Consider the following 19,284-nt stretch of genomic DNA (forward strand, 5'->3'; position numbering starts at 1 on the left):
TGAAATTCCAGCCCGGGTCCTGACGCTTCGGTGGCCGCCAACCCAATGCTCTCCATGGGTTGGCCTCCCGGCCCATCGGCCTGCATCGCCCGCAGCTGGGCCCACGGCGTGACCGCCGCCCTGGCCTGCAGCCAAAGCCATGGCGCCCACGCGGTAGCTCTCGAAAGCACGGCGACCTCCACAGCCGCCTAAACCAGGCCGGTTACAATGCCGCAGGTTTCGATAACCGCCCAAAGCAAAGGGCCCCGGATCGCTCCGAGGCCCCGCTGACGAAAGGAGGAAGGTCGGCTACCGCGCCAGTTCGACGCGCGGGGCCATCACCGTGGCGCCCTGTTCCCGCAGCCTGGCCTCCGCCAGGCGGTCCATGGCCGCTTCGGCGCGGGGATCGCCGAACACCCAGGCTGCGGCGGCCAGGGTCTTCAGTGAGGCGGAGCTGACGCCGAACAGCCGCTCCAGGGCTTCAAAGGGCGACTTGACCCCGCCGAACACCTTGAGCTTGACCTCGCCCTTCAGGCCGGCCAGGCGCTTGGCTTCATCGACCGCGTCGTAGAAGCCGCCCAGCTTGTCCACCAGGCCCAGCTGCCGGGCCTGGGCGCCGGTCCAGACGCGGCCCTTGGCCAGTTCGCGGACCTTGTCGGGGCTCATCTTGCGCCCGGTGGCCACCCGCTGGACGAAGCCCTCGTAGATGCTGTCCATCCAGCCGGAGAAGGCCGCCCGCTGGCTCTGATCGAAACCGCTCTCCATGCCGAAGGCGCCGGCGTAGTTGCCCCCGACGCTGGTCTCGCGCACGTCGATGCCCAGCCGCCCCAGGGCGTCGCCCAGCGCGAACTTGCCGCCGTAGACGCCGATCGAGCCGGTCAGGGTCGCCGGCTGGGCGACGATGGAGTCGGCCTGCGAGGAGATCCAGTAGCCGCCCGAGGCTGCGTACGTCCCCATGCTGACCACCACCGGCTTCCCGGCCTTTCTTGCCGCCTGGATGGCTGCCAGGATCTGTTCGGAGGCCGTGTCGGACCCCCCCGGCGAGGACACCCGGAAGACGATCGCCTTGACGGTCTTATCCTCGGCCGCCTCGTAAATGGCCTTGGAGACCTGGTCTGACCAGACCATCTGTTCGCCGCCGAACGGGCTGCCGCCCTCGCCATTGCCGGTCATGATCGCCCCTTCGGCGCCGATCACCGCGATGGTCGCGCCGGTCCCGGTGTCGGTCGGAGCGGTGTAGTCGTCGAAATCGATCAGCTTGGCGTTCTTGCCGGCCTTGGCCAGCAGGGCGTCGGACGCCTCCCGCACCTGGCCGACCCGGTCGATGAGTCGGCGCTCCCGCGCCTGGTCCGCCGACCAGGGCCCGCCTTCGATGGCGGCCACTAGCGCCTCCGGCGCCAGCTTGCGCTCGCCGGCCGCGGTCACCAGGCTGCTGCGATAGATCGAGCCCATCCACGACAGCTGCGCCTCCTTGTGGGCCGGCGTGTAGTTGTCGTGCAGGTAGGGATTGACCGCGTTCTTGTACTCCTTGCGCTGCTCGAAATCGGCCTTGACCCCGTACTTGTCGAACAGACGCTTGAAGAAGATGTCCTCGGTTGCGATGCCGGTGGCCTGGAACGCGGCGCCCGGCTGCATCCACACATCGCCGGTGGCGGCGGCCAGCATATAGGTCGAGGTCACCGCGCCGCTGGGATAGAGGCCCTGGCTGTGGGCCATCATCGGCTTGCCGCTCTTGCGGAACCGCACGAAGGCCTGGCGCAGCTCATCCGCCGCCGCCGGGGCCATACCGCCCTCGGGCAGGCGCACGAACACGCCCTTGACCTTGTCGTCGGTCTCCGCCGCCTTCAGCTTCTGGATCACCCCGATGACGGACCGGCCGCCGCCGCCGAACATGGCGAAGGGATTCTGCGGGTCCTGGTCGCTGAGGCCGGAGCGCAGGTCCAGCTCCAGCACCGCCGCCGCCGGCGTGGCCGGCCCCTCGGCGCTTTTGGCCGCAGCCCCGATCAACCCGAAGATCAGGATCATCGGAATCACGACCATGAACAGCACCAGACCGACGAACACGCCGGCCACGGTCAGCAGAAACTGTTTCATCTCTATCCCCAGGGACTTTCGCCGACAGGCTTAACCGCTCGCGCGTTGCGGTCAAATGAAGACGGCGCAACATAAGGCCTGAACCGGCCGGCGGCGGTGTTTTCACCACCGGGGAGAAATGAGGGGGAAAATGGTCGGAGTGGCAGGATTCGAACCTGCGACCCCCGCGTCCCGAACGCGGTGCTCTACCAGACTGAGCCACACTCCGACTTGAGGAGCGGGCTTATAGGGGAGGACGCCGCGCGCCGCAAGCGGCCTAAACACAGCCGTTGCATCGTCCGCGCGCCTGCGCTATTTCCCCCGACCTTGCCGGGGCGGAGACGCCCCCGCGCCGTTCCTGCTGGGGAATGGTGTAATGGTAACACTGCGGTTTTTGGTACCGTCATTCTAGGTTCGAGTCCTAGTTCCCCAGCCAACGTCCTCCCGTCGAAAAACACCTTCGCCGTCGGGCCTCGACCTGATAGCCGTTATCCCTGCCGTCCCCCGCCGGAAGGGCTGTTCCCGCGTGACCCGCAACCGTGCTCTGCTGATTCCGGTCGGTCTGATCGTGATCCTCGCCGTACTAACCGGCTGGATGGCCTTCAGCCACGTCACCGCCTTGCGCGAGAGTCGCCGCTGGGAGCGGCATACTTTCGAGGTGCTGGATACGGCGCGGGGCGTTTTCTCTCTGATTCAGGACGCCGAGACCGGCCAGCGCGGCTACATGCTGACTCGCGACGAGACCTATCTGGAGCCCTACCGCGCCGCTATCGCCAAGCTCCCGGCCCAGACAGCCCGGCTGCGCACTCTGATCCGCGACAATCCCGGCCAGGCCGTCACGCTCAAGGAGATCGAGCGCGCCCTGGGCCTGCGGCTGGCCATTATCGAGCGGACCACCGACCTGGCCCGCAACGGCGACATGGCCGGCGCCCGCGACATGGTCGAATCGGGCCGGGGCAAGGTGCAGATGGACCGCGTCCGCGACCTGACCGCCCAGATGATCGCCGCCGAGAAGACCCTGCTGGCCGACCGGCAGGCCCAGGCCGACGCGGAGGAGCAGCTGAGCTTCGTCATCGGCCTGGTCTTCGCCGCTATGGCGCTTGTCGGCCTGGGCTGGGGCGTGCTGGGCCTGGCCCGCGCCAATCGTGACCTGCAGAGCGCCCTGGGCGAACGGGACACCGCCCGCCACGGCCAGCGCGAGAGCGACGCCCTCTATTCGGCGGTATTCGCCAACACCGCCGACTATGTCTTCGTGATCGGGGTGCTTCCCGGCGGCGGGTTCATCCTGGAGGACCTCAATCCGGCGATTCAGAAGGCGACGGGCCTGAAGGTCGATCGCCTGCGCGGCCGCCCGGTCGGCGAACTGGCGCCGGGCCCGACGGCCGAGGCCCTCAGCGCCTACTACCAGCGGGTTGTCGATGCCGGCGAGCCGATCGCCACGCGCGATGTCCTTCCCTTGCCGAACGGAACCCGGACCTGGGAATCGGTGCTGGTGCCGGTGCGCGATGAAACCGGCCGGGTCGAGCGGATCGTCGGTTCGGCCCGTGACGTCACCGACCGCGACGCGGCCGAGGAACAGCAGCGCCGCTCGCAGCGGATGGAGGCCATCGGCCAGCTGACGGGCGGCGTCGCCCACGACTTCAACAACCTGCTGCAGGTCATCCGCGCCAATCTCGAGCTGATCGAGCCCGCCGTTTCCGACGACAAGGCGCGCCGCCGCCTGCGCAACGCCATCCACGGCGCCGAGCGCGCCGCCGACCTGACCCGCCGCCTGCTGGCCTTCGCCCGCCGTCAGCCGCTGGAACCGCAGCCGATCAATCTCGGCCGGCTGGTGGGGGAGGTGGCCGAGCTCATGCGCCGTACCCTCGGTGAGGGGGTGGAGGTCGAGACCGTGATCTCCGGCGGCCTTTGGAACACCCTGGCCGACCCGGCGCAGGTGGAAAGCGCTCTGCTGAACCTGGCTATCAACGCGCGAGACGCCATGCGCGATGGTGGCCGGCTGACCGTGGAGGTTGCCAACGCCTCGCTCGACGATCGCTACGCCGCCGCCGAGGCCGACGTGAAGCCGGGCCAGTATGTGATGTTGGCCGTCTCCGACACCGGACAGGGGATGACGCCCGAGGTGATGGCCCGGGTCTTCGAACCCTTCTTCACTACCAAGGCCGAGGGCAAGGGTACGGGGCTGGGCCTGCCGATGGTCTACGGCTTCGTCAAACAGTCCGGCGGCCATGTGAAGGTCTACAGCGAGGTCGGGCAGGGCACGACGGTGAAGATCTACCTGCCCCGCACCCGCAAGGCGGCGGCGGAGCGCGCGGTGGCGCCCCCGGCCTTCGTCGGCGGCCAGCAGCAGGCGGTGCTGGTGGTCGAAGACGAACAGGCGGTGCGCGACGCCGCCTGCGCCATGCTGACCGAGATGGGCTTCTCGCCCTTGTCCGCCGACGGGCCGGAGGCGGCGCTGGAAATCCTGCGGGGCGAGGCGGCGGTCGACCTGCTGTTCACCGACGTGATCATGCCCGGACCGATCAAGACCCGCGACTTCGTGGCCCAGGCCCGAAAGCTGCGGCGCGGCCTGCCGGTGCTCTACACTTCCGGCTACACCGAGAACGCCATCGTCCACCACGGACGGCTGGACGAAGGGGTCAACCTGCTCTCCAAGCCGTATGGCCGCGAGGACCTGGCCCGCAAGGTGATGCAGGTGCTGGGAGCGGCGAAGCCGGCGGTGCTGGTCGTCGAGGACGACGCCCTGGTCCGCGACCTGGCCGTCGATATGATCACGGCTCTCGGCTTCGGGGTCGAGCAGGCCGTGGACGGACCCAGCGCCCTGGCGGTGCTGGAGTCCGGTGCGAGGGTCGACCTGCTGTTCACCGATGTCGGCCTGCCCGGGATGACCGGCGAGACCCTGGCGGAAAAGGCCAAGACCCTCCGGCCGGGGCTCAGGGTCGTCTTTGCTTCCGGCCACGCCCCGCCGGAGAAGACGGGCGACGACGTCTGGCTCTCCAAACCCTATGACGCCGCCGCCCTATCTCAGGCCTTAGGCAGACCCTGACCTATTCGATCTTCAACCGCACGAACACCATCCCGCCGCTGGGATCGCCATAGGAGGCCGACAGGGGGGCGGGGATGTCATAGGCGTTGACCAGCCCGCCCAGGCCGACCGTGACATGCTCGCCGACCCGCCAGTCGTGCAGCAGGCCGATGGAGGCCTTGCGCACGGTGTACTGCGGGCCATGGTGGACCCCGAGGGTCAGCTCCGACTGGTCCACCTGCTCGGCGCGGCCGAAGATCGTCCAACTCCCCGGCTTGGCCGAGGCCTCCATCACCCAGGCCTGGGAGGTGTCGCCCGGAACCAGGTCCTTGCGGGCCCAGGCCAGGGTGGCGTTGACCGGGACCGCGCCGAGCTTGCCGCTGTAGAGGGCGCTCAGGGAGATCCGCCGCTCGTCATGGCCAGGCTCGAGCGCTTCGGGGCTTTCGATGCTGGCCCAGCTGGCCTGCAGGGCCCAGGCCGAGGTCGGGTTGAAGCTCAGCCGCACGGCGGTGGAGTCCAGGGCGCCGGTCTCGATGTCGTAGCGATGCTCGTCCGGCTCGCGGCCGCGGAAACGGGAGGCCTCGATCTTGAACGGCCCGGCGGCGTAGCCGGCGGTGAGCACCCCAAAGGTGATGTGGGTGGAGTCGAGCCAGTGGTGGCTGATCGGCGCCTCCGGGCTGTCCTTCGCGGCGGGGCGGTGCATGAAGGCCGGCGGGCCGAAGGCGGGCTCGCCCGGCAGACCGCCGTAGAGATAGAGGCTCTGGTTGTCGCCGATCCGGTAGGACCAGCTGGCCGACAGCTCCATGAACAGGTCGTGCGGATGCTGGCGGTCGACCAGGGGCTCAACCCCATCCGCCGTCTCCCCGGCGGCGAGCAACAGGGGGTAGCCCTCCTCGCCCATCAGCGGGTCAGGGGAGAGCATGACGCGGAACTGCACGGCCTGGCGGTCCCACTGGCGGCTGGCGGTCAACATCGCCATGCCGGCGACGAAGGCCTTGGAATCCCCACGCGGCCCGTTCTGGTCAGCATAGACGCCGTTCAGCAGGACGTGGCTCATCACCATCCAGTCGCCGACGCTGGCGTGGACGCCGCCGTGTTCGGCGTTGGCCGGTTGCCAGCTGGTGCCGCCGGCGTCCTGGTTCATCGACCAGGGGCCAAGCGGGCTTTGCATGCCGCCCGCCTCGCCGTGGTCGGCATGTCCGGCGTGTTCGCCGTCGGCATGCGCCATCGGAGCGGGCGGCGTTTCGGGGGCGGGCGGGTGGCCCTGGTGCTGGTCGTGGCCCTCGTGCTGGGCCAGGGCGGGGAAGGCCGCGCCGGCGAAGGCCAGCAGTCCGGCGGCGCCGATCACGGCGCGGTAGGTTCGGGAGGTCATCGGACCCCTCCTCTCATCTGATCGAATCCATAGGTCACGCCCCATCCGAGCGAAAGGGGCACGGTCGCGTCGGGGGGGATGGATCAGGCGCGCGGTGGCCGGGGTTCGGGTTCGAGGGCGAGGCCGGTCAGGGTGGGGAAGGCGATGCGATAGCGGGCGGGCGCGGTCGCTCTGGCCAGGTCAACAGGCGGCTCAAGACCCTGGGCGGCGGGCATGCAGCCGACGCAGCAGCTGATCGCCAGGGTCGCTTTGGCCGGGTCCGGCTTGTGGGCCGGCTCTTCATGGCAGGGCGGCTCTCCCACCGGCATGGCGCGCGCGGCGCCGCCGAACGCCAACAGGAGCGCGGTCAGGACCAGCAGAAGGGCGCGGGCGAGAGCCATGGCCCTCAGTTAGCGATCCGGAGGCCCAAGCTCAAGGCTCGCGCAGGGTCTGGCCAGCGCCGCTGGGGGGCGACGCATCGCCGCCGTTCAGCGGCCGTTGCATGAAGACGATGTCCACCCAGCGGCCGTGCTTGTGGCCAACGGACCTGAACACTCCGGCATGCTCGAAGCCCATCGACCGGTGCAGGCCGATCGAGCCGGCGTTCTGGCTGTCGCCGATCACCGCGGTCATCTGCCTAAGCCCCAGCGCCTCGCAGCGCGCAATGAGTTCGGTCAGCAGCACCTTGCCGACCCCGGTCCCCTGGGCCCCGGGGGCGATATAGACGCTGTCCTCGACGGTGAAGCGATAGGCCGAGCGCGGGCGGAACGGCTTGGCGTAGCAGAGCCCGACCACCGCCCCCTCGGCCTCGGCGACCAGATAGGGCAGGCCCATCTGCTTCACCTCGGCCAGGCGCCGGGCCATCTCCTCGGGGGGCGGGGCCTCCTCCTCGAAGGTGCCGAAGCCGTTGACGCAGGAGTCGCCGTAGATGGCGGATAGGGCGGGAGCGTCTGCTTCCGTAGCGTCTCGGACCGTCAGGGCCATCTCATCCTCCCGGCCCAAATGCAGGCTGAGCTAAACCAAAAAAGCCCGTCATCCCGGAAGACCGCGAAGCGGGCTATCCGGGACCCAGGGGTGATAGGGCGCCGACCCAAAGCTGCGTTCAAGAGCGAGATCACGCACCCCTGGGTCCCGGCTCTCCGGGCTTTGCCCTCCGGCCGGGATGACGGGAAGAAGGCGCTACTTCGTCCAACCCTTCTCCACCGCCCAGATCGCGAAGGCGTAGTCGAAGGCGATCTCCTTGAGGAAATCATACCGGCCCGAGGCCCCGCCGTGGCCGGCTTCCATATTGATCTTCAGCAGCACCGGGTTGCCGCTGGTGGTGTTGTCGCGCAGCTTGGCGGCCCACTTTTCCGGCTCCCAGTAGGTGACGCGCGGATCCGACAGCCCGCCGGTGGCCAGCACCGCCGGATAGGGCTTCTTCGTCACATTGTCGTAGGGGCTGTAGCTCATCATGTAGTCGTAGGCCGCCGGGTCCTCGATGGGGTTGCCCCATTCGGGCCATTCAGGCGGGGTGAGCGGCAGGCTGGTGTCGCTCATGGTGTTGATCACGTCCACGAACGGCACCGCGGCGATGATCCCGGCGTAGAGGTCCGGCCGCTCGTTTACCACCGCCCCCATCAGCAGGCCGCCGGCCGACCCGCCGTAGGCCACCGTCTTGGCGGGGCTGCCGTAGCCGGCCTTCTGCAGATGCTGGGTGCAGGCGATGAAGTCGGTGAAGGTGTTCTTCTTCTTGAACTTCCGCCCCTCCTGGAACCAGCCCCAGCCCTTGTCGGAGCCGCCCCGGATGTGGGTGGTGGCCCAGACCCAGCCGCGATCGACCAGGCTGAGGTTGCGGATCGAGAAGCCCGGCTCCTGCGGAATGCCGTAGGAGCCGTAGCCGTAGACCAGCAACGGCGCCTTTCCGTCGAGCTTGACGCTCTTGAGCTTCAGCACGGTGATCGGCACCTGCGCGCCGTCGGAGGCTTTCGCGTACAGACGCTTGACCTCGTACTTCGAAGCGTCGTGGCCCGAGGGGATTTCCTGGGTCTTGCGCAGGGTGCGGGTGCGTTTGGCCATGTCGTAGTCGAACCACTGACGCGGGGTCGACGGCGAGGTGTAGGTGTAGCGCATCACCTTGGTGTCGAACTCCAGGCTACCCTCGACGCCCAGAGCGTAGGCCTCCTCGTCCACCGCGATCGGGTGCTCGGCCTTGTCGGCGCGGTTGGTGATCACGATGCGGTTGTTGGCGTTCACCCGCTCGACCCGGACCAGGTAGTCCTTGAAGGCGCCAATGCCGACGATGAACCGGCCCGCCTCGTGGCCGATCCAGTCCTTCCAGTTCGCGGCCTCGGTCTTGTCCAGCGGTGTGGTGCACAGCTTGAAGTCCACCGCGTCGCCGGCGTTGGTGCGGATGACGAATTTGTCGTCCCAGTGCTCCACGTCATAGAGTGTGCCGACCTTGCGGGCGGCGAACACCTTGGGCTCGGCGGTCGGGGTCGCGGCTGGGATCAGCCGAAGCTCGCTGGTCTCCTGGTTGCCGATGCCGATGCTGATGAAGGCGTCGGACGACATCGTCCCCACGCCCATGAACATGCCGTCGTCCTTCTCCTCATAAACCAGGGTCGCCTCGCCCCCGCGGGCCGGCCGCCGGAAGATCTTGTCGGGGCGGCCTTCCTTGTCGCGGTTGGTCCAGAACAGCCACTGGCCGTCCGGCGAGAAGATGAAGTCGCCATAAGCGCCCTCGATCGGTGTGCCGAGCAGCTGGCCGCTCTCCAGGTCCTTGACGAAGATCTTGTAGAACTCCGAGCCCTGCTGGTCCTCGGAATAGCCGAACAGCTTGTGATCGGCCGTGTGGGCGGTGGTCCCGACCTCGGAATAGGCCTTGCCCTTGGCCAGGGCGTCGGCGTCCAGCAGGATCTGCTCGCCGTCGGTCTTGCCGCGCGGCCGGCGGCAGTAAAGCGGGTGCTGCCCGCCGACGTTGAAGCGGCTGTAGTATTCCCAGGGGCCGTCGGGGGCGGGGACGCTGCTGTCATCCTCCTTGATGCGGCCCTTCATCTCCTCGAACATCTTGCCCTGCAGCTCGACGGTCGAGGCCAGCATCGCCTTGGTGTAGGCGTTCTCCTCGGTCAGGTGCGCCTTGACGTCCGCCTTGATCAGGCTGGGATCGCGCAGCACCGCCTGCCAGTTATCGTCCTTCATCCAGGCATAGTCGTCGGTCCGCTTGCGGCCGAGCTGTTCGATGACCTTCGGCTCCTTCTTGACCACGGGGGGAGTGGGTTTGGCTGGACTTGCGGACATGACCTGACCTGGAAGGAGGGCTGCGGCGGCGGCGCTGGCCGCCAGGACTTCACGACGATTCATAGGGGAGCTTCCCGACATAGCTGAAGGGGGACCTTCGCCGCCGCCTGAGCGCGGGTCAACGGAACGACTGGCCAGATTAAGGGGTTTTCATGATCGACGGCGCCGCTACGGCGCCTGAAGCGTGAAAGGAGTATGCCCATGTGGGACCGTATCGAAGGCTCGTGGAAGCAATTTTCCGGAAAGGCCAAGGAACAGTGGGGCAAGCTGACCGACGACGATCTGACCGTGATCGCCGGCAAGCGTGACCAACTCGCCGGCAAGATCCAAGAGCGCTATGGCTACGCCAAGGACAAGGCCGAAGAAGAAATCCGCGCCTTTGAAACCCGGCACGCCGAGGACAAGAGCTTCCGGAGCTAGGATGTCGGCGGCCGGCCGGTCCATGGCCGGCCGCCAGCGACCTCGGCGCGGCGCGCCGTGTTACCCTTCGGTCGCAAATCGGCATGGCGCTTGCCACCGACCGTTCCAGCGCCCTCACGGCGCCCCGGAACGAACCATTTGACCTACGATCTGCGCCCCTTCGACCTCAACGATGTCCCCGCGGTGAACACCCTTTGCGATTGGGCTTGGTGGCCGCAGCGCAGCGCCGCCGGCTGGGGGTGGCTCGCCGCAGGTCCGCCGGGCGCGCGTGACCCGAGCGATCCGGGGCCTGCCGGCTGGGTCTGCGAACGGGATGGAAAGGTCGTCGCCTTCCTTGGCAACTTCGTACAGCGTTTCCATCACGGGGACGAAATCCTTCACGGGGCCAGCGGCCACACCTTCCTTGCACGCCCGGACGCCAAGGGGGCCGGTCGCATGCTGCTGCGGGCGCTGGCTGAGCAGCCCGGGCGGTTCGCCATTTATCTTTTCAACGCCAATGCCGTATCGGCCGGACACTATCGCCACTACGCCATCGATCCCTGGCCCGAGACCACCCATAGGGTGAAGTACCGCTGGTGGGTCGACCTGCCGGGCGCGCTCAGCGAACGGGTTTTGTGGAAGGTGAGCGAGCTGCGCGGCTTTGAAGGCGTGCGGGCGCGGGGCGAGCGCTACATTACCGACCGGCTGCGCCACGGCGCGGTCACCCGCCTGCAATCCGGGGTGAGGGTGATGGCCGAGACGGAGGTGGACGAGCGGTTCGATGACCTCTGGACCCGCCTCACCGGCGACGGCCGGCTGCTGGCCGCCCGCGACGCCGCCAGCCTGCGCTGGCGCCTGGCCGATCCGGACCTGACCCGGCGACCGATCCTGTTGGGTTATGAGGAGGACGGCCGGCTGACCGGCTACCTGCTGGCCTATTTCGCCAAACAGACCGAGATCGAACGGCCTTCGCTGGATATCGTTGACCTGGTCGCCACCCAGGACAGCGAGCTGACGGCCATTCCGGCCCTGGTCTCCACCCTTGTCGGCAACGCTCGAGACCTGGGCGTGGTGCGGGTGCGTCTGCAGACGGTGTCACCGGGTTTGGACGAAATCCTTTGCCGCCTGCCCGGCGCCCAACGGATCGTCACACACGGCCACTGCCATGCCCGCTTTGCCGACGGCCTGCCCGTCGGTGCGGCCGACGCCTGGCGCGCCACCCCCTACGACGGCGACTACAGCTTCTGCCTGCGGCCGCCGCCGTTGGAGGCGGTCAAGGCCGCCTAGCCGTAGATCACCGAGATGGTCTCAGCCACGCAGGCCGGACGCTCTTCACCCTCGATCTCGATGGTGCATTCGTTCTTCATCTGGATGCCGCCCGACTTCGGCTCGGCGGCCAACAGCTTCTGGCGCATCCGCACCCGCTTGCCGACCCGCACCATGTTGGTGAAGCGCACCTTGTCCGAGCCGTAGTTGATGCCGCGGGTCACGCCGTTGACCTTCAACAGGCCGGCGCCCAGAAACGGGATCAGCGACAGGGTCAGGTAGCCGTGGGCGATCGGCCCGCCGATTTCGCGAGTGGCGCGTTCGACATCCACGTGAATCCACTGATGGTCGCCGGTGGCTTCGGCGAACTGGTTGACCCGCTCCTGGGTGATCTCGACCCAGTCGCTGACGCCGATTTCCTGGCCGACCAGAGTGCCGACGTCCTTGTAATCCACTTCTTTCATGGCGTGTCCCCGTGTGTTGAACAGTTGTTTGAGGGTGTGCCACGGCTGGCGGGCGGCCTCAAGCGCGCGGGACGATTACCTGCCAGGTCATGGAGCCCGGCGCCGGCCGGCGCTAGGCTCACATCATGACCAGCACCCCTGCCTTTGGCGACCTCGTCCGTGACTGGCGCGCTCGCCGTCGGATGACCCAGATGGACCTGGCCCTGGAGGCGGATATCTCGCCCCGGCACATGAGCTTCCTGGAAACCGGGCGCTCGCGCCCCAGCCGCGAGATGGTGCTGCGCCTGGCCGAGCGGCTGGAGCTGCCTCTGCGCGACCGCAACCACCTGCTCACCGCCGCCGGTTTCGCCGCTGTCTTCCCACAACGCGCCCTGGACGATCCGGGTCTCGCCGCCGCCCGCCGAGCCGTGGACCTGATCCTGGCCGGTCATGAGCCGCATCCGGCCCTGGCCGTCGATCGCGGCTGGAATCTGCTGGCCGCCAACAGCGCGGCGCTGGCGCTGATGGGCGGCCTCGCGCCCGAGTTATTGACCCCGCCGGTCAACGTCCTGCGCGCCAGCCTCCACCCCGGCGGTCTGGCCTCCCGCATCCTCAACCTCTCCGAATGGCGCGCCCACGTGCTGGAACGCCTGCGCCTCGACCTAGCCATCACCGCCGACCCCAAGCTGGCCGAGCTGCTCGCCGAACTGAGCGCCTATCCCGCCCCGCCCGCCGCCGTCGGCCGCGCCCATGGCGCCGACTACGGCGGGGTCGCCATCCCCATGCGCCTGGCCAGCGACCAGGGACCCTTGAGCTTTATCAGTACGACCACGCTCTTCGGGACGGCGGTGGACGTCACCCTTTCCGAACTGATCCTGGAAACCTTCTTCGCCGCCGACGAGCATACGGCCAAGGTGATGGGCGAGATGGCCGCGGCCCGCGCCGCCCGTTCGGCGGCGGCATGACCCATTGCCGGTAGCAGGGCGAAAATGTGCACTCGCCAGCCTTCGCGGCCTGTGCCAAACCTCGCCCCATGACCGATACGACGACCGCCGCGCCGCCCGCTGAATCCCCGCCGAAGGAAGCCTTCGCCCTGACCACCTCGCGGGGGTTCCCCGAGTGGCTGGCCCGCACCGGCGCCTCGATCGCCTTCACCACCTACCAGGCGGGCAAGCTGTTCTTCATCGGCAGCCGCGAGCCCGGCCGCATCGCTGTGTTCGAGCGCACCTTCGCCCGCTGCATGGGCCTGGCCGCCAGCCAGGACGCCCGCAAGCTGGCCCTGGCCACCCACTACCAGGTCTACCGCTTCGACAACGTCCTGCCGCCCGGACAGTCGAACGGCGTCCATGACGCCGTCTATGCTCCGCGCGTCTCCTGGATCACCGGCGACGTGGACGCCCACGACATCGCCTTCGACGCCGACGGCAACATCGTCTTCGTCAACACCCTGTTCTCCTGCCTGGCGACGATCAGCGAGGGCCACAGCTTCAAGCCGATCTGGCAGCCGCCCTTCATCTCCAAGCTGGCCCCCGAGGACCGCTGCCACATGAATGGCATGGCCATGGAGAACGGCCGCCCCCGCTATGTGACCATGGTCAGCGCCTCGGACGTCGCCGACGGCTGGCGCGATCGCCGCACCGACGGCGGCATGGTCTACGACGTCACCACCGGCGAGCGGGTGCTGGAAGGGCTGTCCATGCCCCACTCGCCGCGGGTCCATGACGGCAAGCTGTGGGTGCTCAACTCCGGGGCCGGGGAGCTGGGCTTCTACGAACCGGAGACCAAGGCCTTCAAGCCGGTCGCTTTCTGCCCGGGCTATGCGCGCGGCTTGAGCTTCATCGGCAAGTACGCCCTGGTCGGCCTGTCTCAGGCCCGCGAAAACCGCACCTTCCAGGGCCTGCCGCTCGACGCGGCCCTGGCCAGCCGCGACGCGGTCGCCCGCTGCGGCATCCTGGTGATCGACACCGAGACCGGCGACACGGTCGAGTGGGTGCGGATCGAGGGCGTGGTGCGCGAGCTGTTCGACGTGGTCGCCCTGCCGGGGGTGCAGAATCCCTCGGCCATCGGCCTGATCAGCGACGAAGTGCGCCGGGTGATCAGCATCGACGAAGGCTGACGAATGCGCGGGCAAACCGGGTCTTTTTCTCGGTAGGACCGATTTTTTGCACTGCCCGACCAGGGGCCCTGTGGTTAGTCGTGTCGTCCCGCCACCGGAGGGCGGGCGAGATGTTCGGACTGAATCGCAGGAACCGCTTCGAGGAAGCGGTGGCCGAGGAAATGGCCTACATGCTCGGCCTCCATGGGGACCCGGCCGCCGCCGCCGAAGGCGCGGCTGAACGCGCCCGCCGCCCCAACATCGCCGCCAGCCGCGTCAAGGTGCTGCGCGAGGCCAGCGCAAGGCTGCGGGCCCGGGTCAAGGGGTAGGTTTACGACCTACCGCTGATCCCCGGCCTTCGCCGGGATGAGCGGAAGCAGGGGAGGACCCTAAACGATCTTCGCGTCCGTCTTGCCCCAGTAGGCATCGCGGATCAGCCGCTTGTACAGCTTCCCCGTCGGGTGCCGCGGTAGCTCCTCCATGAAGTCGATCACCCGCGGCGTCTTCACATGGCTGAGGTGCTCGCGGCAGTAGGCCAGCAGCTCCGCCGCCAGGTCCGCGTCGCCCTTGCCGGTCGCCGGCTGGACCACGGCGATCACCTGCTCGCCCATCTCCTCGTGCGGGCCGCCGACCACGGCCACGTCAGTCACCTTGGGGTGGGTGACCAGCAGGTTCTCGATCTCCTGCGGATAGATGTTCACCCCGCCGGAGATGATCATGAAGCTCTTGCGGTCCGTCAGGTAGAGGAACCCGTCCTCGTCCATCCAGCCCACGTCGCCCAGGCTGGTCCAGCCGTGCTTGTTGTAGCTCTCGGCCGTCTTCACCGGATCATTGTGATAGTTGATCGGCGGGCCGTTCTCGAAATAGACCTGCCCCTCCTGGCGAGGCCCCAGGGCGTCGCCTTCCTCGTTGCAGATGCGCAGCTCGCCCAGCACCGCCTTGCCCACCGAGCCCTTATGCGCCAGCCAGTCGGTCGAACCGATGTAGCAGAAGCCGTTCCCCTCGGTGCCGGCGTAGTATTCGTGGATCACCGGCCCCCACCAGGCAATCATCTGCTCCTTGACCGGCACGGGGCAGGGCGCCGCCGCGTGGACCGCCGAGGTCATCGAAGACAGGTCGTACTTGCTCCGCACATCCTCGGGCAGCTTCAGCATCCGCACGAAGTGGGTCGGCACGAACTGACCGCACTCGATCTTGTATTTTTCGATCAGCCGCAGGGCGTCTTCCGGATCGAACCGCTCCATCACGATCACGGTGCCGCCCAGCTTGTGCACGCTCATGCACCAGCGCAGCGGGGCGGCGTGATACAGCGGCGCCGGCGAGAGATAGACGCAGCCCTCTTTGAAACCGAAGAGGCCCTGGGTCATCATCGACAGCGGGTTGGGCGCATCGATCGCCGCGCCCGACAGCATCGGCTTGACCCCCTTGGGCCGGCCGGTGGTGCCCGACGAATACAGCATGTCCGACCCGGCCGTTTCGTCGGCTATCGGGTCGGTCGGCATGGCGTCACGCGCCGCCTCGAAGCTTTCGAACGGCCCGCGCGTGCCGCCGACCATGTAGAGCTTCAGGTCCGGAACCAGCGCCGCCACCTCGTCGGCCACGGCGCCCATCCCGGCCGAGGTGATCAGCACCTTGGCCCCGCAGTCGCGTAGGATGTACTCGACCTCGCCGGCCGTCAGCTTCGACGAGATACAGGTGTAATAGAGCCCCGACCGCTGGCCCGCCCAGGCGATCTCGAAATACCGCGGGCTGTTTTCCATGAAGATGGCGATCACATCGCCCACCCCCAGGCCCAGCGACCGGAACAGCTGCGCCCCCTGGTTCGACCGCTCGTCGAGCTGCTTGTAGGTCACCGTCTCCCCGCTGCCCGACATGATGTAGGCGGCGCGTTCGGGATGGCTCTTGGCGTAGTGGGTGGGGTGCATGGCTGCCTTGTTTTCCTCGATGAGTCCCGATCTTCCGCCGGGTTATCGCTGTTCACCTGATACAAGCGCGTTGCGCCGCCTCGCTCAAGGGCGCCGTAGCGGCGCCAGGCGCGATTTCTGCGCCGCGTTGTGAGCCCTCCGCTCCACCGCTAGGCTCCCTCCCAGGCATCCGGGGACTCATTGATGGCAGGCAGCCAGGACTTCGCCGCCGACCCGCGCAACGAAACCGCGCGCGTCTGGCTGAACGGTGCGCTGGTGGGCAAGGAGGACGCCAAGGTCTCCATCTTCGACGCCGGGTTCGTGGTCGGCGACGGGGTCTGGGAGGGGCTGCGGCTGCACAAGGGCGCCCTGGTCTTCCTGGACGCCCACCTGGGCCGCCTGTTCGCCGGCGCGGCCGCCATCGGCCTGGACATCGGCATGACCCGCGAAGAGGTTATCGCCGCCCTGGACGACCTGCTGACCTCCAACGGCATGGAGGACGGTGTCCACCTGCGCCTGATGGTCACCCGGGGTCCCAAGTCCGCCGCCAACCAGGATCCACGCAATGCGCTCGGAACCCCCACCGTGGTCATCCTGGCCGAATGGAAGACCCCCAGCCCGGCCATCGTCACCCAAGGCCTGAAGCTGGCGACCGTCTCCATCCGCTGCAGCCCGGCGGAGATGTTCGACATGCGGCTGAACTCCCACAGCCGCCTCAACCTGATCATCGCCCTCAACGAGGCCATCGCGCTGGGCGCCGACGAGGGGATCATGCTCGACCCCCATGGCTTCGTCTCCAGCTGCAACGCCACCAACTTCTTCTGGGTGAAGGATGGCGAGGTCCGGACCTCGAAGGGCGACTACTGCTTCAACGGGGTGACCCGCGCCAACGTCATCCGCCTGTGCCGCGACAACGCCATCCCCTTGGTGCTCGGCGACTTCCCCGTGGATGATGCCCGCTCGGCGGACGAAGCCTTTGTCACCGGCACGTTCGGGGGGCTCACGCCAGTGCGCGAGATCGACGGCCGGAAGTTGCCGCTGACCTTGCCGGGGCCTGTGACCACGCGACTGCGCGCCCTCTACGAAGCCCTGAAGGATGCGGAGGCCCGACAATGACAACCTCCCACTACATCCCCCATCTTCCGTCATCCCGGCCGGCGCGCAAAGCGCGGAGAGCCGGGACCCAGGGGGCGCGTGATCTCGCTAGCCAACGCGGCTTTGCAGCCGGCGCCTCGTCCCTCCTGGGTCCCGGCTCTCCGCTTCGCTACGGCCGGGATGACGGGTATTTTTCTGCGACGGCCCTGCCACAAGCGTTGAGTGCGAAATGACCCGCCGCATCGCCATGTGGTCCGGCCCGCGCAACATCTCCACGGCGATGATGCGCAGCTTCGAGAACCGCCCCGACACGGTGGTCGTCGATGAGCCCTTCTACGCCGCCTACCTGGCCGCCACAGGGCTCGACCACCCGATGCGCGAGGAGGTCCTCGCTTCCCAACCGACCGACTGGGCCGCAGTCGCCGCCGACATGACCGCCCCCACCCGCGCGCCGGTCTTCTACCAGAAGCATATGACCCACCACATGCTGCCCGGCGTCGATCTCGCCTGGACGGCCGCCTGCACGAACGCCTTCCTGATCCGCGATCCCGCCGCCGTCCTCGCCAGCTACGTCCGCAAGCGCGGCGAGGTGACCCTGGCCGACATCGGCGTGGAGAGGCAGGGCGAGCTGTTCGACCGCGAATGCGACCGCCTGGGCCATGCCCCGCCCGTCGTCGAAGGCCGCGACGTCCTCGCACGCCCGCGAGAAACCCTCACCGCCCTCTGCGCCGCCCTGGCGATCCCCTTCGACGACCACATGCTCGCCTGGCCGGCCGGCCCCCGCGACACCGACGGCGTCTGGGCTCCGGCCTGGTACGACGCCGTCGAGGCCTCCACCGGCTTTGGCCCCCCGCCGGAGGAGGAGGCGACGGTGGAACTGCCCGCCGAGTTGGCGAGGATCGCGGAGGCGGCCCACCCTCACTACGAGCGGCTGGCGGCCCACCGGATCCGCCCCTGACGCAACGTCACCGCTTGGCGCCGCCCCGTTGATCGCTAAGGTCCCGGGTAACCAACGATAACATACGCCAGGAAACCCCCATGCAGCTGCTCAGCCAGACCGTCGTCGAGGGCCGCGAAGGCCCCGGCGTTCCGCTCGCCTATCCGCGCCTCGACGGTGTCGACCTCACCGACATCGCCCGCTTCAGCAAGGGCCAGCCGTTCGCCGACTTCGCCCGCATGCGCAAAGAGGCCCCGGTCATGTGGCACGGCGAGCCGCGCGAGGGGCCCGGCTTCTGGGCGGTCACCCGCCACGCCGACGTGATGACCGTCAACGGCGACCCGGAAACCTTCTCCTCCCAGCGGGGCGGCATCCTGATGGCGGTCGGCAAACCGGAGCAGCGCCACGCCCTGCTGTTCCGCGCCAGCATGGACGCCATGATCAACATGGACGCCCCCAATCACCTGCAGCTGCGCCGCGAGCACATGCCCTACTTCACCCCAGGCTACCTGCGGGAGCTGACGGTGAAGGTGAAGGCCGAGGTCGGCCGGCTGCTGGACGAGATGGCTGGCAAGGGGGAGATCGACTTCGTCGAGGCCTTCGCCTCCCAGCTTCCTCTGTTCACCCTCTGCGAGATCCTCGGTGTGCCGGTCGAGGATCGGCCCAAGTTCCTGAAATGGATGCACTATCTGGAGCTGGCCCAGAACATGGCCTCAGAGCAGGCCAGCTTGGCCGCCAATGGCCCGACGCTCGAGCTGATGCAGTTCATCCAGGACTTCAACAGCAACGTCGAGGAGATGTTCGACTACGGCCGGGCCATGCTGCACAAGCGCCGCGCCGACCCCCAGCCCGACCTGATGAGCGCCATCGCCCGCGCCCAACTGGAAGGGGACTTCCTTTCCGACGAGTATCTCGACGGGTCCTGGCTGCTGATCGTCTTCGCCGGCAACGACACCACCCGCAACACCCTGTCGGGTTCGGTGAAGCTGATCAGCGAACACGATGGCGAGCGGGCCAAGCTGCTGGCCGACGGCGGCCTGTTGCCCAATGCGGTCAACGAGTTCATCCGCATGGTCAGCCCGGTGATCTACATGCGCCGCACCGCCACCAGGGACACCGAGGTCGCCGGCCAGGCCATCCTCGAGGGCCAGAAGGTGATCATGTACTACGGCGCCGCCAACCGGGACGACGCGGTGTTCACCGACCCCGACCGCCTGGACGTCACCCGCGCCAATGCCGACAAGCACATCGCCTTCGGCTACGGCCCGCACGTCTGCATCGGCAAGCGGGTCGCCCAGCTCCAACTCGAGGAAACCTGGCGCCAGCTGCTCGCCCGCTACCCCGACATCCGCTGGACCGGTGACATCGACATCGCCCCCAACAATTTCGTCCACGCCATCCGGCGGCTGGGCGTGGCGTTCAGCGGCTGAGCCGCCGG

The 19,284-nt window shown here is 68.1% G+C and carries 17 protein-coding genes and 2 tRNA genes; 11 read left to right on the forward strand and 8 right to left on the reverse strand.

The features are described 5' to 3' along the window. The first annotated feature begins 54 nt into the window (after positions 1-54). Complete coding sequence (locus GVN21_RS07775) at positions 55-192, forward strand: hypothetical protein (RefSeq protein WP_166574158.1); 138 nt, start codon at positions 55-57, stop codon at positions 190-192. Between the two features lie 96 nt (positions 193-288). Here the strand turns inward: GVN21_RS07775 and sppA are convergent, their stop codons facing one another. Continuing rightward, positions 289-2,073, reverse strand: coding sequence for a signal peptide peptidase SppA (gene sppA, locus GVN21_RS07780; protein ID WP_166574159.1), 1,785 nt, complete (start codon positions 2,071-2,073; stop codon positions 289-291). A gap of 131 nt (positions 2,074-2,204) precedes the next feature. Continuing rightward, positions 2,205-2,281: transfer RNA gene (locus GVN21_RS07785), tRNA-Pro, on the reverse strand. Positions 2,282-2,414: 133 nt separating this feature from the next. On the opposite strand from GVN21_RS07785, the gene GVN21_RS07790 reads away from it, so the two are divergent. Continuing rightward, positions 2,415-2,488: transfer RNA gene (locus GVN21_RS07790), tRNA-Gln, on the forward strand. 90 nt (positions 2,489-2,578) lie between these two features. Then, positions 2,579-5,098, forward strand: coding sequence for a CHASE3 domain-containing protein (locus GVN21_RS07795; protein ID WP_166574160.1), 2,520 nt, complete (start codon positions 2,579-2,581; stop codon positions 5,096-5,098). Between the two features lies 1 nt (position 5,099). Here GVN21_RS07795 and GVN21_RS07800 read toward each other — a convergent pair whose 3' ends face one another. The 4 genes from GVN21_RS07800 to GVN21_RS07815 form a co-directional block, all read right to left on the reverse strand. Continuing rightward, positions 5,100-6,449, reverse strand: coding sequence for a hypothetical protein (locus GVN21_RS07800; protein ID WP_166574161.1), 1,350 nt, complete (start codon positions 6,447-6,449; stop codon positions 5,100-5,102). An 83-nt stretch (positions 6,450-6,532) separates the two neighbouring features. Continuing rightward, a complete protein-coding gene (locus tag GVN21_RS07805; RefSeq protein ID WP_166574162.1) occupies positions 6,533-6,829 on the reverse strand; it encodes a hypothetical protein in 297 nt (98 codons plus the stop codon). A gap of 31 nt (positions 6,830-6,860) precedes the next feature. After that, on the reverse strand, positions 6,861-7,412 hold the full coding sequence (locus GVN21_RS07810) for a GNAT family N-acetyltransferase (RefSeq protein ID WP_166574163.1): 552 nt from the start codon (positions 7,410-7,412) through the stop codon (positions 6,861-6,863). A gap of 195 nt (positions 7,413-7,607) precedes the next feature. Continuing rightward, a complete protein-coding gene (locus GVN21_RS07815; RefSeq protein ID WP_166574164.1) occupies positions 7,608-9,770 on the reverse strand; it encodes a S9 family peptidase in 2,163 nt (720 codons plus the stop codon). A gap of 138 nt (positions 9,771-9,908) precedes the next feature. Here GVN21_RS07815 and GVN21_RS07820 point away from each other — a divergent pair, with 138 nt between their 5' ends. Both GVN21_RS07820 and GVN21_RS07825 read left to right on the forward strand, forming a co-directional pair. Then, a complete protein-coding gene (locus tag GVN21_RS07820) occupies positions 9,909-10,127 on the forward strand; it encodes a CsbD family protein (protein WP_166574165.1) in 219 nt (72 codons plus the stop codon). Positions 10,128-10,265: 138 nt separating this feature from the next. Further along, positions 10,266-11,393, forward strand: coding sequence for an N-acetyltransferase (locus GVN21_RS07825; protein WP_166574166.1), 1,128 nt, complete (start codon positions 10,266-10,268; stop codon positions 11,391-11,393). Here GVN21_RS07825 and GVN21_RS07830 read toward each other — a convergent pair. Then, the gene (locus GVN21_RS07830) at positions 11,390-11,836 is read right to left on the reverse strand and encodes a MaoC family dehydratase (RefSeq protein ID WP_166574167.1); all 447 of its coding nucleotides are present in this window, start codon (positions 11,834-11,836) and stop codon (positions 11,390-11,392) included. The two genes, GVN21_RS07825 and GVN21_RS07830, sit on opposite strands and share 4 nt — an antisense overlap. A 125-nt stretch (positions 11,837-11,961) precedes the next feature. Here GVN21_RS07830 and GVN21_RS07835 point away from each other — a divergent pair, with 125 nt between their 5' ends. The 3 genes from GVN21_RS07835 to GVN21_RS07845 all read left to right on the forward strand — a co-directional run bounded on the left by GVN21_RS07835 (position 11,962) and on the right by GVN21_RS07845 (position 14,239). After that, complete coding sequence (locus GVN21_RS07835) at positions 11,962-12,780, forward strand: helix-turn-helix transcriptional regulator (protein ID WP_166574168.1); 819 nt, start codon at positions 11,962-11,964, stop codon at positions 12,778-12,780. Positions 12,781-12,848: 68 nt separating this feature from the next. Beyond that, entirely contained in the window at positions 12,849-13,931 is a 1,083-nt protein-coding gene (locus GVN21_RS07840; protein WP_166574169.1) for a TIGR03032 family protein, read from the forward strand. 110 nt (positions 13,932-14,041) lie between these two features. Then, a complete protein-coding gene (locus GVN21_RS07845; protein WP_166574170.1) occupies positions 14,042-14,239 on the forward strand; it encodes a hypothetical protein in 198 nt (65 codons plus the stop codon). A 60-nt stretch (positions 14,240-14,299) separates the two neighbouring features. Here GVN21_RS07845 and GVN21_RS07850 read toward each other — a convergent pair whose 3' ends face one another. After that, positions 14,300-15,835, reverse strand: coding sequence for an acyl-CoA synthetase (locus GVN21_RS07850; RefSeq protein ID WP_166574171.1), 1,536 nt, complete (start codon positions 15,833-15,835; stop codon positions 14,300-14,302). Between the two features lie 183 nt (positions 15,836-16,018). On the opposite strand from GVN21_RS07850, the gene GVN21_RS07855 reads away from it, so the two are divergent. From GVN21_RS07855 to GVN21_RS07865, 3 genes are all read left to right on the forward strand, one after another. Continuing rightward, on the forward strand, positions 16,019-16,930 hold the full coding sequence (locus GVN21_RS07855) for an aminotransferase class IV (protein WP_166574172.1): 912 nt from the start codon (positions 16,019-16,021) through the stop codon (positions 16,928-16,930). A 208-nt stretch (positions 16,931-17,138) separates the two neighbouring features. Continuing rightward, entirely contained in the window at positions 17,139-17,867 is a 729-nt protein-coding gene (locus GVN21_RS07860; RefSeq protein ID WP_166574173.1) for an HAD family hydrolase, read from the forward strand. 80 nt (positions 17,868-17,947) lie between these two features. Continuing rightward, on the forward strand, positions 17,948-19,276 hold the full coding sequence (locus tag GVN21_RS07865) for a cytochrome P450 (protein ID WP_166574174.1): 1,329 nt from the start codon (positions 17,948-17,950) through the stop codon (positions 19,274-19,276). Positions 19,277-19,284: the final 8 nt, after the last annotated feature.

This window comes from Caulobacter sp. SLTY (genome assembly GCF_009905535.1).
Classification (GTDB): Bacteria; Pseudomonadota; Alphaproteobacteria; order Caulobacterales; family Caulobacteraceae; genus Caulobacter.

Coding starts and splice junctions, on each gene's coding strand:
- GVN21_RS07775 (WP_166574158.1), top strand. CDS start 55: ATGGGTTGGCCTCCCGGCCCATCGGCCTGCATCGCCCGCAGCTGGGCC.
- sppA (WP_166574159.1), bottom strand. CDS start 2,073: ATGAAACAGTTTCTGCTGACCGTGGCCGGCGTGTTCGTCGGTCTGGTG.
- GVN21_RS07800 (WP_166574161.1), bottom strand. CDS start 6,449: ATGACCTCCCGAACCTACCGCGCCGTGATCGGCGCCGCCGGACTGCTG.
- GVN21_RS07805 (WP_166574162.1), bottom strand. CDS start 6,829: ATGGCTCTCGCCCGCGCCCTTCTGCTGGTCCTGACCGCGCTCCTGTTG.
- GVN21_RS07810 (WP_166574163.1), bottom strand. CDS start 7,412: ATGGCCCTGACGGTCCGAGACGCTACGGAAGCAGACGCTCCCGCCCTA.
- GVN21_RS07815 (WP_166574164.1), bottom strand. CDS start 9,770: ATGAATCGTCGTGAAGTCCTGGCGGCCAGCGCCGCCGCCGCAGCCCTC.
- GVN21_RS07820 (WP_166574165.1), top strand. CDS start 9,909: ATGTGGGACCGTATCGAAGGCTCGTGGAAGCAATTTTCCGGAAAGGCC.
- GVN21_RS07830 (WP_166574167.1), bottom strand. CDS start 11,836: ATGAAAGAAGTGGATTACAAGGACGTCGGCACTCTGGTCGGCCAGGAA.
- GVN21_RS07835 (WP_166574168.1), top strand. CDS start 11,962: ATGACCAGCACCCCTGCCTTTGGCGACCTCGTCCGTGACTGGCGCGCT.
- GVN21_RS07840 (WP_166574169.1), top strand. CDS start 12,849: ATGACCGATACGACGACCGCCGCGCCGCCCGCTGAATCCCCGCCGAAG.
- GVN21_RS07845 (WP_166574170.1), top strand. CDS start 14,042: ATGTTCGGACTGAATCGCAGGAACCGCTTCGAGGAAGCGGTGGCCGAG.
- GVN21_RS07850 (WP_166574171.1), bottom strand. CDS start 15,835: ATGCACCCCACCCACTACGCCAAGAGCCATCCCGAACGCGCCGCCTAC.
- GVN21_RS07855 (WP_166574172.1), top strand. CDS start 16,019: ATGGCAGGCAGCCAGGACTTCGCCGCCGACCCGCGCAACGAAACCGCG.
- GVN21_RS07860 (WP_166574173.1), top strand. CDS start 17,139: ATGACCCGCCGCATCGCCATGTGGTCCGGCCCGCGCAACATCTCCACG.
- GVN21_RS07865 (WP_166574174.1), top strand. CDS start 17,948: ATGCAGCTGCTCAGCCAGACCGTCGTCGAGGGCCGCGAAGGCCCCGGC.